The organism is Desulfosporosinus sp. FKA (assembly GCF_002196785.1).
Classification (GTDB): Bacteria; Bacillota; Desulfitobacteriia; order Desulfitobacteriales; family Desulfitobacteriaceae; genus Desulfosporosinus; species Desulfosporosinus acididurans.
The window spans coordinates 155562-170247 of record NZ_NAHZ01000029.1 but is presented as its reverse complement, the minus strand read 5'-3'; the positions used below and the strand labels follow the sequence as shown (position 1 = coordinate 170247).

The window sequence follows — 14686 nt, the reverse complement described above, 5'->3', positions numbered from 1 at the left end:
AGCAACACACAATACCACACAAGCTTTGAGATATCCAGGTGTTTTTACGCATATACCTTGGAAAGCTCCGGAGTGAACGTTTGACGGTTCAATTCATCGATTTTTTTGTACTCAGCAGGGGAGATAAGGCCGTTTCGGAGCAAGATATCCAAAAGCTTTAACGCTGCCTTATACTTGACTTCATTGGCCGTCTGATTATTTGACATATCGCTCACCCCCTATTTTACTGCAGAGAAAGGGATGGGCTTTGATATTCCAATTGGATTTGACCCTCCAACGGCGAATAAAGTTCAATGCCCAGCTGATCCAGACCTCTTTGAAGCTCCAGTAATTTGGCTGTATCCCGCTTCAGGCAGTCAACCTTCTTTACAAGCAATACATCCATTATGCTATTTCCGGCAGCCTTCATGACCTCCGCAAGACCGGTACGGTCAAAATCCAGCTCGCTTCCTATATCCACTGATTCGCCGACAACAACAAATCCCATCTGTTCGGAGTAATCCATAAGTTCCTTTTTCTGGCCTTTCAGAGCGCCGTGGGTATCCTCCGGCGCGTCGATCCGACAGTAAATCCATGCTCGCTTCTGGCTTCCATGGCTTAAAAATTCAAGAGCCTCATCAACGCTCACAATCGGAATATTTACAGGCTCCTTTTCGCCTTGCTGCATGGGTACCAGTTCTTTAGTGATCCCTTTCAGAAGCCTCTGATCCGGGCAGCGGTTGATAAATTCGCCGAAGGTGTCCAGAACCAGCCTGTCCAGCGTATCTGTTAAAACCATCTTGTCCGCATGCTCTTTTTTCAGCATGATAAAGCTTGCAATGCCGGACGGGGATTTCTCAAAATAGAATTCCTGACTCTCTCCGTCAAGCCCGTACACGTAACCGATAATTAGCTCCTTCTTTAGCAATTCAGCCAATGCTTCCTTTTCCATTTCGTTTTCCTCCCTGATATTTTGAATTTAATCTCAGAAGGATACGGCAGGGCGTTAAAAAAATAGCCCTGCCGCATTGTTTCTGAGATCAAAAATGATCTGCTTGTTCTTCATTACGAATTGCCGCTTCTATTCGGCACTACTTCCCGAAGCGGAAAAGCCTTGCGGCTCTCAGGGCGGCAGCATAAACGGTTTGCCGGTTAAGCAAACACCATAAGAATTTTACCTCCCCCAGGATCTCTGGGAGCCGCCCCCATTGCTTAAGCCTGTGGCTGGACGGAAGTAGCATTATCACTGTCCATTTCATTGCGAAACAGTCCACCACGGACCGTTCAATGACCGGGCGTTCCCGCTCGTCACCTTCGATGCCATCGGTTCGACGGATGAAATTCATCCGCAGGCAGTCTTGGCGCGCCCGTCAACGTCGCTGCCGCTTTTCACACGGCTGGATAGCTCATGTATCTATGCTGCCGGATATAATATTTTCAAAGAACAACAGGAGAATAAAAAATTCCCCTCACTTCTTTAGGGAAAAAAGTGAGGGGTTGGACCAAAAAACTTTTATTTTTCTAAAAGTTTTTTGAGCTGACCAAATATTCGTTTTTTGCGATTGTGTATGGTCATGCGAGGAATACCTGTTTCTGCAGACAATTGATGCTCGCTTTTTTTGAGGTAATAAAGCGCTATAATCAGCTGGCGTTCAGATTCATTTAGCAGCAACAGACATTGTTGAAGCCTTTTAATCATATCACGCTGAACAATTTCATCCTCCATGGAATCCTCTGCAGTAGAAATTGTATACTCCACAGAGATGCCTTTCTCATTGCATCCTTCAAGCGAGATATTGTTATCCCCCGCCAGCCTGTCCAGGTATTTTTCTCTGTCCCGGCAGTGGTAATAGGCTTTGTAGACCTCCTTGGTCACTGTGACACGCGTCCCTCTGACCAGCAGGGTATATTTTTTATCATGATTATTCATAAGCTTGTCCTCCATTTCGAGAATCTAAAAATCCGGAAATGAAGAACAAGCGGAGGAGATCTGCAGCGAGCCGCTGTTTTGTTATTGCATAAAATAAAAGCCACTCGTTTTGCTCCTTTCTGGGGAGCCAAACGAGCAGCTTCTTCTAATGCAGAACCGGCCGGGCCTGACGCATAGCAATAGTGCTACTCGTCAGGCCCGGCCGGCACCTTTATAATCACTCCGCTTTACAAGGGGAGGATAGCGTCAAGCGCTGGAATCGAATATCATAAGTTCATTTATTTGATTGTGGAGTCGCCTTATAACTTGAGGTCTGAGAACTTCTTACTCTCATAGACCTCGTTATTGTCCAGCAAAATTGAAACCTGAGACTTGCATAGATGACACTTTACGTTTACAACATCACTTTCAGCCTCACTCGTTTCAGCTAACAGGGCCAGTGCCTCAGCATTTCCGCTGTAATCAGCAATTCGGCGTCCGCAATTTGGACATTTGAGCCTTTTCTTTTTTACCATCTCATACCCTCCTGCATCATTTATCTCTATCAATACAAATACCTGCTCTGAAAAAGGGCAGGCATTCGCAAAGATCGGCAACCAGGCTGTCATAGCGCGTCAAACGCTTTAGACCCTCGGCTTTGCGTCCCTGCCTTTAGACAGGTTTGCCCTTAACTTTATCTATTTTTAGCTGTCAGAGTAATTAAAGCCGTCATGCGCTTTGCAGACGGTAATTTCCCGGCAATCTGTTGGGTTCAATCATTTTCACAGAAGAAATAACTCTTGACACCATATGCAACATGAATTATTATGAATGTGCAGGTTATCTGCATATTTGAATTATATGCAATCTACTTGTATTTGTCAATATATAACATGAAATTTACCTGCTTATACTTAGGAGGGCGGTCTACATGAAATTCGGAGAAAAAATAAAAAATGCCCGCGTCGCAAAAGACATGACGCAGGCGGAACTGGCGCAGGCAGTCGGAGTATCTCTCCGCACAATGGTCAGCTATGAAAACGGAGATTGCTATCCTAAAAAACGCGAGGTGTACGGGAAGCTGGCTGAAGTTTTAGGTGTTGATACGAATTATCTGCTGACCGAGAATGAGGAATTTATAAACGCTGCCGGAGAAAAATACGGCTACCGGGGAAAGAAGTACGCTCAGCAGCTCATCACAGAGGTCAACGGCCTTTTTGCCGGAGGCGACATGGATGACGAGGATTTGGATGCCGTTATGAGAGCAATCTCCGACGCTTATTGGATAGCCAAGGAGAAAAACAAAAAGTACACGCCGAAAAAGTATCGTAAAGCAGACAAGGAGTAGTCCGTTTTTTCGGACTGCTGCTGTGATAGAATTAGCATAGGGGGGGAATTCATTGAACAAGGCGCTTATTTTTGAATCAGCTGAAAAATATATCAAGCGCTTCGGAACGCGTGATCCTTTTGCCATAGCAGACGAGCTGGGCATTGAGGTTCTGTTCCGCAATGACTTCACTAAGCTGAAAGGGCTTTACCGCGTGATTCAGCGCAACCGCTTTATCTTTTTAAATGGTAACTTGCCGGAACAGGTGCAGACCTTGGTATGCGCCCATGAGCTCGGACATGACGCACATCATCGGAATCTTGCCGATGACAGTCCGTTCCGTGAATACGTTCTTTATTCCATGAATACACGTCCTGAGTATGAAGCCAATTTGTTTGCGGCTTCACTGCTTCTTCCCGATGATGAGGTTCATAAGTATGCCCGTGAAGGTTATGACGTTGTCCAGATTGCAGCCATGATGAACACAGATATTAACCTCATGCTGATAAAGCTGGGAGATATGAACTCCAGAGGCTATTCGTTCAATACAGCTTATACACCACGCTCAGATTTCTTGATCAGATAACCGTTCTTTCTAAGGAGGGTTTGAGGGTAATGTCTCAATTACCGAAAATAATATCGGCCGCTGGTTTGTTGAGCGGAGATAAAGATAATAACACGAAAGCCCTTCTTACTGCTCTGTAAGAGGGGCTTTTGGATGACTGATGCTTTTAGATTTTTCTGTGTAAAATATACCGAAATAAAGACTACTCGGTGCACATTATATTTCCATTTTGTAAAATGGACTTAAATTAATAAATAGCTGATTGTCGATTTCCGGTAATTTCTCTGCTGATTATCTCTATTAACTCCTCTTGTCTTGGCTGCCTAATGTCAGTTGATATAACGACAGTATTTTAATTAAGCGATTGTATCGCAAGTGATCCTGGCTCAACTGATACATCGGAACGATACGTTTAATCTTGACTGGAGCTGCTTCTCCATCCGTCAAACACCAGTACGGAACAAGATTCGGCAGATCTCCCTTTTCTGTTTGTGCGGCTTTTTCAAACATAGCATCCCATGTTTTTTCACTGCTGTATTTGTGTGCAATATTCTGGTGCACTGCAAGGCACTTGTACCGATTAATACATCCCTCACGCTGCTCCAGGTCTATAGGGTTTGACGGTAAGTTCCAGCACATGACCTTGCGGCAGTGGAATTGGAAATCCAATCCTTCCTGTCCGATTGATGTAGTGGACAACACAAACGGACGGAATGGTGAATTAAATGCTTTGCGGATTTTCTCAGTTCTCTGCACATTTTCGTTGCTGATGCGAGCATTGAAATATCCAACAGCAAAGTGCGTGCCCAGACACGGCTTTTCTTTTTCTGCTCCTGTAAAGGATTCCAGCGTATCTACCTGCAGAGAGGCCGTATCCGAAAAAGCATCGATCATCGCATCTGCAAGAGCATCTCCCTGTTCGCCAAGTATATGAGCGTATTCATCCAGCATAGCCTGCAGATTACCGCCACACAATATCGAAAGACATTTTCATAATAGGAATCGCCGCCCTTGCTGCCATACAGCAAGTCAAGAACAGCCGAGCTTTCGGCTTTATTAAATAAGCTGACAAATACTTTTTTAGAAAGCTCCCTGGGTATCACTTCGTTAGAATTAAAAAGCCTGTAGGCACAAATGGCAGGTGAACCAATTGCCATGTTGACTAATATGCCAACATTCCAGCTGGGATAGTCGAAGGTGTCGCTGATGGATTGCTGTCCAGTGCTTTTATGAGCTCTATCAGCGACTTTGCACCGGCAGCTCCGCTTTCGGAAAGCTTGTATTTGGCTTTAACGGCATTCAGCTTTGGCTGAAGCTTTTCGGCAAGCTCTCTCCTGATTTGCTTAATATCCTTGCCGATGTGCTCATCTGGATTATAAAGCCGTGCAAGAATGCCGGATACATGGCAAACAATATCTTCCGTCACGTTTTTAAGCCTTGTAGTACCAAAACGACGTTCTTCCCTAGTCGCAAAGTATACTCTGCCATGCTTCAGTTTTGCGTTATGAGAGTTTGCCGATTGTCAGCCTTCCGCTTCATAAGAAAGCATAACCGACACCATTCTCGGCACCATTTCCCATGAGGAAAATACGAGTACCTTTGAATAGTCTTTGTTTTTATCAAATATACTACTTCCTGTAGGAATTATTGTAATTTATATTCTTATTAATTTAGAAGTTAATTCAAAGAAGACTTTACAAACAAGGCCGTGTAGAAACTTAGTTTTCTCACGGCCCCGTCGACATAGCTTATTAGATTCCACAAAGAGGTAAGATTTGAGCTAATACTATTTATTTTCTAGTACAAATTATTTATTCTCTTTTTAAGGTCTAAGACCTTTTGTTCAATTATTTTAACGGTTTTTACAAACTCCTCCTTATCTTTACCAGTTGGATCTTCAAGCCCCCAGTCTTCCCTGTATTTACATGGCAGAAAAGGACACTTTACGTTACATCCCATCGTAATTACAACATCGACAGGGGGAATATCAGATAGTAATTTTGATTTTTGAGTATCGTTCATATCCACAGCATAGAGTTCCTTAATTACATTTACCGCATCCTGATTAATTTGAGGTTTAGTTTCAGTACCTGCTGAATAAGCTTCAAAACTATCTGCAGCCAAAAGCTTCGAGAGAGCCTCAGCCATCTGGGAACGACATGAATTATGCACACAAATAAAAGCGACTTTTATTTTTTCTGACATATTAAGCTCCCTTTACATGACGTTTTGGCAAGCCATTCTCGTCAAAATATTTCCGTTTGAAAATTAAGGCAGCATTAACTAAAGCTATCATTACTGGGACTTCGATCAGGGGGCCTATCACGGCTGCAAATGCCTGGTCTGAACCAATCCCGAAAACTGCTACAGCAACCGCTATTGCAAGCTCAAAATTATTACTTGCCGCTGTGAAAGCTAATGTTACGGTCTGATCGTATTTAAACCCACCTTTGTAGGACATAAAAAAGCTTGAAAAGAACATAATTGCAAAGTATATAAGAAGGGGTATGGCGATTCTAACTACGTCACCAGGAAGCTCTACGATATACTGACCTTTTAAAACAAACATTACAATTATAGTATATAATAAAGCAATTAAAGCAAGGGGAGAAATTTTAGGAATGAATACTTTTTCATACCACTCCTTGCCTTTTACACCTAAAAGGCTAAACCTAGTCAAAAATCCGGCGGCAAAAGGAATTCCTAGGTAGATCAGTACGCTTTGAGCGACACTCCAAATTGTAACTTTTTCTAGTCCCTCAACATTCCATGATAAGCCTAAAAGTCCGGGAATCAACCTTACAAATAGGTATATGAAGAAAGAGTAAAAAAGTATCTGGAATATAGAGTTTAAAGCAACTAAGGCTGCACAGTATTCGTTATCACCTTTTGCAAGAGTATTCCAGACAATAACCATGGCTATGCAACGGGCAAGGCCGATAATGATTAGGCCTATCGCATATTTTGGCATATCAGGTAATAGTAAAACTGCAAGAACGAACATAAGAATTGGTCCAATTATCCAGTTCTGAATAAGGGAAAAAGTAAATACCTTTTTATTTCCTGCTACTTTCCCAATTTCCTCATATTTAACCTTTGCAAGTGGAGGATACATCATTACAATTAAACCAATTGCAATTGGCCATGAGATCGTACCCGTACTCATTCCTTCTAGTGTTTTGCCAAGACTAGGGAAGATAAAACCACCAATGACCCCGATAGCCATTGCCAAGAAAATCCAAAGCGTTAAAAATCGGTCTAAAAAAGATAACCTGACAGTCTTTTCTCTGCTCATAATAACTCCTCCTTAATCACATGCAATATTTTTCCTTTGAAGCCATTCATAAAGACTTTCCAAGTCATTGTTAAACAGTTCTTTACTTCTTAAGTTGTTAAATACCAAAGTGTCTAAAAACTTATTTTCATCATCTTGTATAATTGAATAATAGACCCATTGAGCATGTTTTCTGTCTGAAACTAGTCCAGCATTCTTTAAATAGGAAAGGTGTCTGGACACTTTGGTTTGAGTAACTTGCAGCGTTTCCATAAGATCACAGACACAAAGCTCCTTTTCATATAATAAGTTAATTATTCGAAGTCGGGTTTCGTCAGATAACGACTTTAAGGTATTGAGTAATTTTTGCATTCAATCACCTCCACTAGATCTTATATTCGCTTATGCGGATATACAAATATTATAACTTATACTTTAGAAAAAAGAAACCGTTTAACCAAACTTTATTCATATGTTCAACTAAGAGAAACTTCAAATAGTACCCAATGCTCCTTTAAATTCAGAACATTGGTCATCTAAAAAAACTCACAGATATTATCTGAGAGTTTCATCAAACGTAAAGAAGGGGCTGTCTCATTCAATGAAGAGGCAACCCCTTGTTTATAAAATTACTCTTGATTAATAGTTCGAAAAACCCATATGACGTCTCTTCCCACTCTGCCCTCTAACTGTCAGCAAGATGCCTCATCAAGGCTTCACCTTCTTGAAATTGGTGAGCAAGTATTTTCTGAACGTTCCCAAGTACAGTTAATACTTCGGGGTATTTGATCCTGTACATGACTTTTAACCCCACTTTAGTCGATGAAATAATTTGTTGTTTACGCAAAATACTTAAGTGCTGTGATAAATTCGATTGTTCAATTCCTAAATCCTCGATTAGCTCACAAACACAAATTTCTCCGTCTTTTGCCAATCGTTCAAGGATACGTATCCGGGTTGGATGCGCTAAAGCCTTAAAAAAATCGCTCTTTAAGGATACGATCTGTTCTTCCACACAAATCCCTCTTATCATCTAGATAATTTAAGTCAGTAATAAATTCTTATTATAATATTATAATATATCTTCATTAATTTCAAAGGTTTTTCTTATAATTTGCTAATTTTCTTTTCCAGAGGGGATTAAGGAATTAACAGAAGAGCTAGTCCCCAGCATCCTGACGGATAGTAGTATTTAATGTATAAAGATGTAAAGCACAGTTAATAATACCCAGACCCCTGTAAACAGGACAAAAATTACTCTAGCCCAAACTCTTGTTATCCGACTCGACAACCAAGGGTAACCCAACAGTAAAATGAAAGAAATAATAGGAAACAGCCAGCCGCTGACCCAAGCTGGCCAATGATAAAGAAGGAACTGGATTGCTCCGAATACCCAAGGGGCTTTTGCCTGAATAATGGAAACATCATCAGGAGAACTCCCCAAGGATATATCCATGAAAGAGGCAAAAATCAGTAAACCTGTCAGATACAAGAACAAGCAAATAGATTCCCGCGCCCGCAATTCCAAGATTGAAACCTGACCACGCTCATCCTCAAATTTTATTAAACTATTGATTTTCTTTTCTGCCATTTAGAAATGTCTCCTAAATAAATCCTTTTATACAGGGGTTTAAAATTTGATTTTAGAGGGATCTAATTCCGCCATTACGCCGGATCCGCCAGAAATGATACATTTGAAGAACGCTTATTACCCAGGCCAAAACATGCGAGTGCCAAATATATAGGTGGAGAGTACTACTATTTAAAGGGCTCGGATTACCGAAAAAAATAAAAGCCAGAGCTTTTCCACCCGGGATGACTTGAAGCAAGGATACCCCTACACTTGCAGCTGCCCCGCCCTCTTGATCCCCTCGAAGCAAGTAGCCTGAATAATCCATAATTAATGTAAGTCCTAGTAATAGGACGCCAATAACCCAATTTAATTCACGGGGTGGTCTATAGGCATGGGAAACCACTACCCTTACCATATGTAAAAATATTGATATAACCATAAACTGCCCTGCCCAGAAATGTAACGATCGGATCAAGGCTCCGTATGGAAGTACAGAATTAATTTCTACCAATGAAGAATATGCTTTTTCACCTGGTTGATAGTTAAATAATAACAACATCCCTGTCCCGACTAGAATTAAAAAAGATAAAAAGGAAAGACCTCCCAAACAAAAAGTTGCCTTGAATCTAAGGGACTTGCCGGAGATCCGTTGTGGGCGAATATGTTGCCATAGAGAAGTCTGTTGTCGTCTATGCACGAATTTATTCTCCATAATTAGATATTCTTAGAGATTTATTTGTTTATGAAAATCAGTCAGCTATTTCTTCAATTCAAATCAAAGTAAGAAGATTTTACACTGGTGGTTTTAACAAAAAGTAACCTTTTTGTTCTTCAACCTTAGCCATAGGCAAGGGAAATTTGGCCGGACCGGAAATCGGCTTGCCTTCAAACGAATACTTACTGCCATGACAAGGGCAAACCCAAAGATCTTTGCCGGGGTCGAAACGGACTTCACAGCCTAAATGAGTACAGGTTGCCCAGATAGCCTCCGGCCTTTCTTCCCCCTGTCGGAGCCAAAAGCGGGTATCGGCGACTCTTTGCCATTTGTTAGTTAATTTGATCTCATCTTTAGAAAATCGTTCCACTTCGGTGCGTTTATCACCAAAAGCCAAGTATTTCCCAATAGGAAATACTGTAGAGAGTCCTACTAAAACCAGGACACCTCTACCCAATATTATAAACTTTCGTCTGGAAAATAAATGCTCCTGCGATGACATTTTTAATCCGTCCTTATAAACTCAAACTTTTCTGATGCCTTAACCTTTACGTGCAATATCTCTTTGATCCAGATAAGTTAGTAACGTCAGTCATTAATCAACCCATTTTCCATAGCATATCGAACAAGTTCCGCCCGCTTGTGCAAGTCGAGTTTCTCCATAATACGCGTTTTATAGGTTTCAACAGTTTTTACGCTAATATGAAGAAGGCCTGCAATATCTTGGTTCGTATGCCCTAAGGCCAAATACTTTAGCACTTCTCGTTCTCTCTCGCTCAATCCTTTTTCTTTCTTTTCTTTGCGTTCACGTGTCTGAGGTGCAACAATCTGATAAAGCAGGGACCCAGCCATAGGTGGATAAATATAGAGTTCTCCACGCGAAACCGTCCGGATAGCTGATAGCAGTTCCACATCTGCCGCCTTTTTTAAGACATATCCTTTGCCCCCGGCCCGAATAACAGCCTTCATGTACTCCTCATCATCATGCATGGTTAAAACCAGAATTTTAGTCAGCGGGTGTTTTTCCAAGATACGTCCAATACAATCTAAACCACTGATCTTTGGCAACGTAAGGTCGAGTAACACTAAATCAGGCAAGGTCTTCTCAACCATCCGAATAACTTCTTCACCATCAGCTGCCTCACCAACAACTTCAAAATCCTCTTCAAGGTTCAGCAACACTCGCAACCCTGCCCTCAGCACAGCATGATCATCACCGAGTAAAATCCTCAGTTTCTTTTCAGACATGAAACTCCTTCTTTCCCTGCGCTTGATTCATGTTCACAGGAATCTTAATGAAAACGGTTGTTCCTATTCCTAATTGGGATTCTATGTTAAAAGTTCCCCCCAGTAACGCAGCTCGCTCTTGCATCCCAAAAAGTCCAAGTCCCCGTCCGGGTTGGACAACGACTTGATCAGGATCAAATCCCCTGCCATTGTCTTCGACAATAGCCAAAACCCAGTCGTCCCTCCAGTCCAGCAAGACAGACACCATACTGGCTTCGGCATATTTCGCAACATTAGTTAAAGCCTCCTGGACAATTCGATAAAGCGCAACCTCAATAGCTGCAGAAACGCGGTATTCACGAAACCCGTTGACATTAAAATCTATTTCTATGCCGAATTTTGACTCATACTCCCGGATGTAACGTTCCAGAGCCGGAACCAATCCCATATCATCAAGCACACTAGGTCGAAGCTCCCGTGCAAGATGATGAACTTCTTCTAAGGTCTGCGAAACAACCCGACGCATTTCTTGCAAGCGATCCCCTACGGCACAAAAGGAAGTTTCAGTCTCTAAAACCTTTATTCCCACCATGAGGGAAGTTAATGCCTGGCTTGTTTCGTCATGAAGCTCTCTTGAGATGCGTTTTCGTTCCTCTTCTTGAGCCGTCATTACTTTTTCTAAGAGCTGAAGACGCATCTCTTCCTTCTCCCTTAGAGCATCCATTAAATTTTCTCTTTCACGGTAGTTTTGACTTAGAGATAGTGTCATCTTGTTAAATGCTTCTGTAAGGACTCCGATTTCATCCTGAGAATGAACGATTCCCTGTACGTCAAGTTCTCCTTTTGTCACCCTTTGAGTTAAAGCCACCAACTCACGGATCGGTTGAGTTAACACACGGGTCAGCAATACCGCAGCAATTATACCCAGGGCCGACACAAAAAGTGCAATAAGCAAGAGATTCCATGTCATCTGGAGCACTGCCTTTTGCAGACCTTTTTCATCCATTCCTACCCGAGCTACACCCAGTTTGCCATTCAAGATAGGAATGGCAACATCTCGAACAATCCCCACTTCGGTACGGAAAGCCGTTAAGTGATAATCAGCCGTTCCCGAGACGGTATTTGCTTTGAGCAATTCTTTAGGGAAAGCCTCGCCAAATGTGTGCGCCAGAACATTTCCTTGGGGATCGACGACGAACAGGTAGAGGACATCCTCATTATTTTTTAAGGTGTTTTGCAACAACTCATAAACAGCATAGTCGTTATTAATCAAAAGTTCATTAGTAGCCCTTGCCGCGACATCACTCCCGATCGAAACGGCCCGCTTGTCGAGTTGGTCTCGCAAATTGTTCGTTAGAATATTTCCCATCTGCCAAACAATCATACTACTCAATAGCAACACTACTCCAACAACCAAGCCAAGTATCTTTTTCTGGACACGAACACGTTTAAGTATATCCAGCGCGTACTTAACGAGGATATACTTCTGTAATCTTTCGCTAGTTTTTTTAACCCAGGATATTAAACCCATAAGACCTCCCATCATCACTTCCGCTGTTCAACCCAATTATTTCAGAAACTCATTTCTTTTGATCGATCGCGGAATTTGCGTTCACCATCGACTGAATAGGTCCATAAGCAGCTTCATTGGGCATAACAAAACGATCATATAATAGCGCTTTTAAGGCCATTTTACCTACAGAATCATTATCCATTTGCAACAATGCTTCCAGCAAAGCTGCCTTAAGATGAGAGTCTATATTCTTATTTACCACGACCGGGGGGCTCCCGACCTCAGGAGATTCGGCAATAATCCGGATTTTCTTTGCTAAGGAAGGATCCTTGGCTACAGAATATTGATACACCAAAGAATCCACCCCAGCCGCAGAAACCACATTATCCAGGACAGCTTTGATCGAATTATCATGACTATACGTATAAACTACTCGTTTAAAGAAATCGGTTGGTCGACTGTTTAATTGTGTAACCATATAGGAGGGGGCAATGGTCCCGGAAAAAGAGATAGGATCTGTGAAGCCAAACACTTGCCCCTTAAGATCTTGAAAAGTTTGAAATCGACTGTTCGAATTCACGATAATATAAGACTGGTATGTCGATTTCCCATTCACTTCGGGAACGGCCAACAACATGAGATTCTCTTGTTTTCCCGAAACATAGGCACCTGAACAAATAAAGGCTACATCCACGCCATTATCCCGAACAAGATCATTAATTTCCTTATAACTCTGGCGTTGGATTAATTCCACCGGTCTGCCAATTTTTTTCTGGAGATAATCGGCCAAGGACTGATAGTTTTCCAGTGTTTCACGAGGAGATAAAACCGAAGAAATCCCAACCCTTAAGGCATCCTGATTTTCTAAGGGCTGTGGATTAGTGAGTGAAGGATCTTTTGATTCTATGCTAACCATAGGCAAGCGGTCAGTTCCTTGACAACCTGCGAGCATAAACACCGCTAATATGAGAATTATTGCCAAACTAACATGACGGCCCACCTTTTTTCCTATCTGAAAACTCATGATAGTACCTCCAAATGCATTACACCTATACTAACCTGTTTTATATACCATAATTCGTTTTTCACCCTAGATATCCTGCACACTTAGGTTACTTTTTCAAATTCCCCGAAACATCATGGCATTTATGGCAATCGTTTGAAGACTGGGCTTGGGGGTTTTGCTGACATCCACTTCCTGACACCAAGGGGATTGGATATTTCTCTCCCGTGACTTTACTAGTCAATACCCATCCTTCAGTCTCCAACTTGATATTGGGTAATTCCTCCCCTTTGGCAGTTTTCAGGATTCTATCCCCCACTTTCAATTTCGGTAAATTCGTATTTGCCTGTTCTTCTTCAAAAGCAAGGTCATCCGGCGAACGAATCGTCCATGACGCAGGAAGGTCTTCTTTAGTGCCATGACAGTCGTAGCATTGGAGTTTTAAGGCCTGATATTCCGTAGGGTAGAGATGTCCATCTCCCATAACCTCTTGTCGAGTATGACAGTCTATGCAATCCAGTTCCACTTCGCACTTTGTAAAGACCATTCCGGGCTGGTAGACATTTTTCACTCGCTCACTCAAACTCTCCTTGCCAGTTTCGGAAGACGCTTTTATTTGAGACAGATCTGGCCGGAGATTGAACTGAAGGGTATAAAGATCAGGCATACCCAGATTATGGCATTGATTACACTGAGTATACGGAATCTGGGTAGTGAGGCTATGAGTAAGGCCATGCCCCGCCTCTCCTTTCACAGTGACATCTTGTCCCTGATAGGTATGGTTTCGATCGGTTAGAACATGGCAACTTTCACAGCCATTTCCTAAGGATGCTTGTTCCGGCAGTTTTCCATTGTTCTGGTGGCACACTTCCAGACAATTTTTTATTAATTTTTGTTCAAGTGGTTGCCCATTAAACGGCGCCTGGACTTGCGAAGCAATTTCACCAGGTTTTACGGATAATTTTGGGGAAATATCAAGGCCATACATATAGCGAACCATGGAAAGTTCCCCTCCTTTATTCGCCATCAAGGATGTGGAGACTAAGACGGTTTGATTATCCTCCATTCGCTTATGCCCGGCATGGCATTGAGCGGTCGAAGCTTGAGAGCCGCAGCTTAGCTGACTGACCTCTAAGCGCCCCGGATGTCCTGCCCCATACATTCCGGCGTGAGCCTGATTTTGATCCAGAGAGAGGGCATTTCCTCCGTGACAAACCACGCAGCCAAATGTCTCAGACGGATGGGAAGCGGAAATTTCTTCTATTCCCAAATGGCAAGTCTGACAGCGTTCTACATTCCCATTGGGAAGGATTAAGGTTTTGATCTCCGGCTTTTGTTCTTTCATAATATCCCGTTCCCATTGCTCCTCCAAAGCTTTCTTAAGCACAGGATTTTGAGTCGCCTTGATCTTTTGGTTTAACTGGGCAATTTGAGAACGATAATATTTAGTTTGCCACATTTCCCAGCTGGGATGACTATTAACCCATAGAACACTTAAAAACACTGCCACGAAGAGCAAAACAGAGCCTAGAAATAACCATTCAAACCCTTGTCCCGTTTTCATCCCCGGTAAACGAATTTTAAGCAACGGGAATTCACCT

General features: G+C 42.3%; 19 protein-coding genes and 1 riboswitch. Of the genes, 2 read left to right on the top strand and 17 right to left on the bottom strand.

Features of this window, described 5'->3' with window-relative positions:
* Positions 1 to 44: 44 nt before the first annotated feature.
* From B5771_RS24335 to B5771_RS13665, 4 genes are all read right to left on the bottom strand, one after another.
* On the bottom strand, positions 45 to 206 hold the full coding sequence (locus B5771_RS24335; RefSeq protein ID WP_170932606.1) for an SHOCT domain-containing protein: 162 nt from the start codon (positions 204 to 206) through the stop codon (positions 45 to 47).
* A gap of 17 nt (positions 207 to 223) precedes the next feature.
* On the bottom strand, positions 224 to 931 hold the full coding sequence (locus tag B5771_RS13675; RefSeq protein WP_088188019.1) for a recombinase family protein: 708 nt from the start codon (positions 929 to 931) through the stop codon (positions 224 to 226).
* Between the two features lie 561 nt (positions 932 to 1492).
* Positions 1493 to 1909 (bottom strand): sigma-70 family RNA polymerase sigma factor, encoded by a 417-nt coding sequence (locus B5771_RS13670; protein ID WP_088188018.1) that lies wholly within the window; start codon positions 1907 to 1909, stop codon positions 1493 to 1495.
* 299 nt (positions 1910 to 2208) lie between these two features.
* A complete protein-coding gene (locus B5771_RS13665) occupies positions 2209 to 2424 on the bottom strand; it encodes a hypothetical protein (RefSeq protein WP_088188017.1) in 216 nt (71 codons plus the stop codon).
* 73 nt (positions 2425 to 2497) lie between these two features.
* Positions 2498 to 2585: riboswitch (cyclic di-GMP riboswitch) on the bottom strand.
* 234 nt (positions 2586 to 2819) lie between these two features.
* Here B5771_RS13665 and B5771_RS13660 point away from each other — a divergent pair.
* Together B5771_RS13660 and B5771_RS13655 are read left to right on the top strand one after the other, a co-directional pair.
* Positions 2820 to 3236 (top strand): helix-turn-helix transcriptional regulator, encoded by a 417-nt coding sequence (locus B5771_RS13660; RefSeq protein ID WP_088188016.1) that lies wholly within the window; start codon positions 2820 to 2822, stop codon positions 3234 to 3236.
* Positions 3237 to 3288: 52 nt separating this feature from the next.
* A complete protein-coding gene (locus B5771_RS13655; RefSeq protein WP_088188015.1) occupies positions 3289 to 3801 on the top strand; it encodes an ImmA/IrrE family metallo-endopeptidase in 513 nt (170 codons plus the stop codon).
* A 279-nt stretch (positions 3802 to 4080) separates the two neighbouring features.
* Here B5771_RS13655 and B5771_RS13650 read toward each other — a convergent pair whose 3' ends face one another.
* The 13 genes from B5771_RS13650 to B5771_RS13590 form a co-directional block, all read right to left on the bottom strand.
* Positions 4081 to 4731 (bottom strand): helicase-related protein, encoded by a 651-nt coding sequence (locus B5771_RS13650; RefSeq protein WP_088188014.1) that lies wholly within the window; start codon positions 4729 to 4731, stop codon positions 4081 to 4083.
* Between the two features lie 211 nt (positions 4732 to 4942).
* Positions 4943 to 5206 (bottom strand): hypothetical protein, encoded by a 264-nt coding sequence (locus tag B5771_RS13645; RefSeq protein WP_088188013.1) that lies wholly within the window; start codon positions 5204 to 5206, stop codon positions 4943 to 4945.
* 371 nt (positions 5207 to 5577) lie between these two features.
* Positions 5578 to 5985, bottom strand: coding sequence for an arsenate reductase ArsC (locus B5771_RS13640; protein WP_088188012.1), 408 nt, complete (start codon positions 5983 to 5985; stop codon positions 5578 to 5580).
* 1 nt (position 5986) lies between these two features.
* Complete coding sequence (gene arsB / locus B5771_RS13635; protein ID WP_088188011.1) at positions 5987 to 7075, bottom strand: ACR3 family arsenite efflux transporter; 1089 nt, start codon at positions 7073 to 7075, stop codon at positions 5987 to 5989.
* 12 nt (positions 7076 to 7087) lie between these two features.
* Positions 7088 to 7426, bottom strand: a complete 339-nt coding sequence (locus tag B5771_RS13630; protein WP_088188010.1) for a metalloregulator ArsR/SmtB family transcription factor — start codon at positions 7424 to 7426, stop codon at positions 7088 to 7090.
* Positions 7427 to 7739: 313 nt separating this feature from the next.
* Positions 7740 to 8069, bottom strand: a complete 330-nt coding sequence (locus tag B5771_RS13625) for a metalloregulator ArsR/SmtB family transcription factor (RefSeq protein ID WP_088188009.1) — start codon at positions 8067 to 8069, stop codon at positions 7740 to 7742.
* Positions 8070 to 8246: 177 nt separating this feature from the next.
* Complete coding sequence (locus B5771_RS13620; RefSeq protein ID WP_088188008.1) at positions 8247 to 8645, bottom strand: hypothetical protein; 399 nt, start codon at positions 8643 to 8645, stop codon at positions 8247 to 8249.
* A gap of 52 nt (positions 8646 to 8697) precedes the next feature.
* Positions 8698 to 9324, bottom strand: coding sequence for a cytochrome b N-terminal domain-containing protein (locus B5771_RS13615; RefSeq protein WP_088188007.1), 627 nt, complete (start codon positions 9322 to 9324; stop codon positions 8698 to 8700).
* A gap of 94 nt (positions 9325 to 9418) precedes the next feature.
* Entirely contained in the window at positions 9419 to 9844 is a 426-nt protein-coding gene (locus B5771_RS13610) for a Rieske 2Fe-2S domain-containing protein (protein ID WP_088188006.1), read from the bottom strand.
* 86 nt (positions 9845 to 9930) lie between these two features.
* A complete protein-coding gene (locus tag B5771_RS13605) occupies positions 9931 to 10590 on the bottom strand; it encodes a response regulator transcription factor (RefSeq protein ID WP_088188005.1) in 660 nt (219 codons plus the stop codon).
* Complete coding sequence (locus tag B5771_RS13600) at positions 10583 to 12100, bottom strand: ATP-binding protein (RefSeq protein ID WP_088188004.1); 1518 nt, start codon at positions 12098 to 12100, stop codon at positions 10583 to 10585. Before B5771_RS13600 ends, B5771_RS13605 begins: the two co-directional genes overlap by 8 nt.
* 49 nt (positions 12101 to 12149) lie before the next feature.
* Entirely contained in the window at positions 12150 to 13106 is a 957-nt protein-coding gene (phnD, locus tag B5771_RS13595; protein WP_242966838.1) for a phosphate/phosphite/phosphonate ABC transporter substrate-binding protein, read from the bottom strand.
* Between the two features lie 88 nt (positions 13107 to 13194).
* The gene (locus B5771_RS13590) at positions 13195 to 14673 is read right to left on the bottom strand and encodes a hypothetical protein (RefSeq protein WP_088188003.1); all 1479 of its coding nucleotides are present in this window, start codon (positions 14671 to 14673) and stop codon (positions 13195 to 13197) included.
* Positions 14674 to 14686: the final 13 nt, after the last annotated feature.

Coding starts and splice junctions, on each gene's coding strand:
- B5771_RS24335 (WP_170932606.1), bottom strand. CDS start 206: ATGTCAAATAATCAGACGGCCAATGAAGTCAAGTATAAGGCAGCGTTA.
- B5771_RS13675 (WP_088188019.1), bottom strand. CDS start 931: ATGGAAAAGGAAGCATTGGCTGAATTGCTAAAGAAGGAGCTAATTATC.
- B5771_RS13670 (WP_088188018.1), bottom strand. CDS start 1,909: ATGAATAATCATGATAAAAAATATACCCTGCTGGTCAGAGGGACGCGT.
- B5771_RS13665 (WP_088188017.1), bottom strand. CDS start 2,424: ATGGTAAAAAAGAAAAGGCTCAAATGTCCAAATTGCGGACGCCGAATT.
- B5771_RS13660 (WP_088188016.1), top strand. CDS start 2,820: ATGAAATTCGGAGAAAAAATAAAAAATGCCCGCGTCGCAAAAGACATG.
- B5771_RS13650 (WP_088188014.1), bottom strand. CDS start 4,731: ATGCTGGATGAATACGCTCATATACTTGGCGAACAGGGAGATGCTCTT.
- B5771_RS13640 (WP_088188012.1), bottom strand. CDS start 5,985: ATGTCAGAAAAAATAAAAGTCGCTTTTATTTGTGTGCATAATTCATGT.
- arsB (WP_088188011.1), bottom strand. CDS start 7,075: ATGAGCAGAGAAAAGACTGTCAGGTTATCTTTTTTAGACCGATTTTTA.
- B5771_RS13630 (WP_088188010.1), bottom strand. CDS start 7,426: ATGCAAAAATTACTCAATACCTTAAAGTCGTTATCTGACGAAACCCGA.
- B5771_RS13620 (WP_088188008.1), bottom strand. CDS start 8,645: ATGGCAGAAAAGAAAATCAATAGTTTAATAAAATTTGAGGATGAGCGT.
- B5771_RS13610 (WP_088188006.1), bottom strand. CDS start 9,844: ATGTCATCGCAGGAGCATTTATTTTCCAGACGAAAGTTTATAATATTG.
- B5771_RS13605 (WP_088188005.1), bottom strand. CDS start 10,590: ATGTCTGAAAAGAAACTGAGGATTTTACTCGGTGATGATCATGCTGTG.
- B5771_RS13600 (WP_088188004.1), bottom strand. CDS start 12,100: ATGGGTTTAATATCCTGGGTTAAAAAAACTAGCGAAAGATTACAGAAG.
- phnD (WP_242966838.1), bottom strand. CDS start 13,106: ATGAGTTTTCAGATAGGAAAAAAGGTGGGCCGTCATGTTAGTTTGGCA.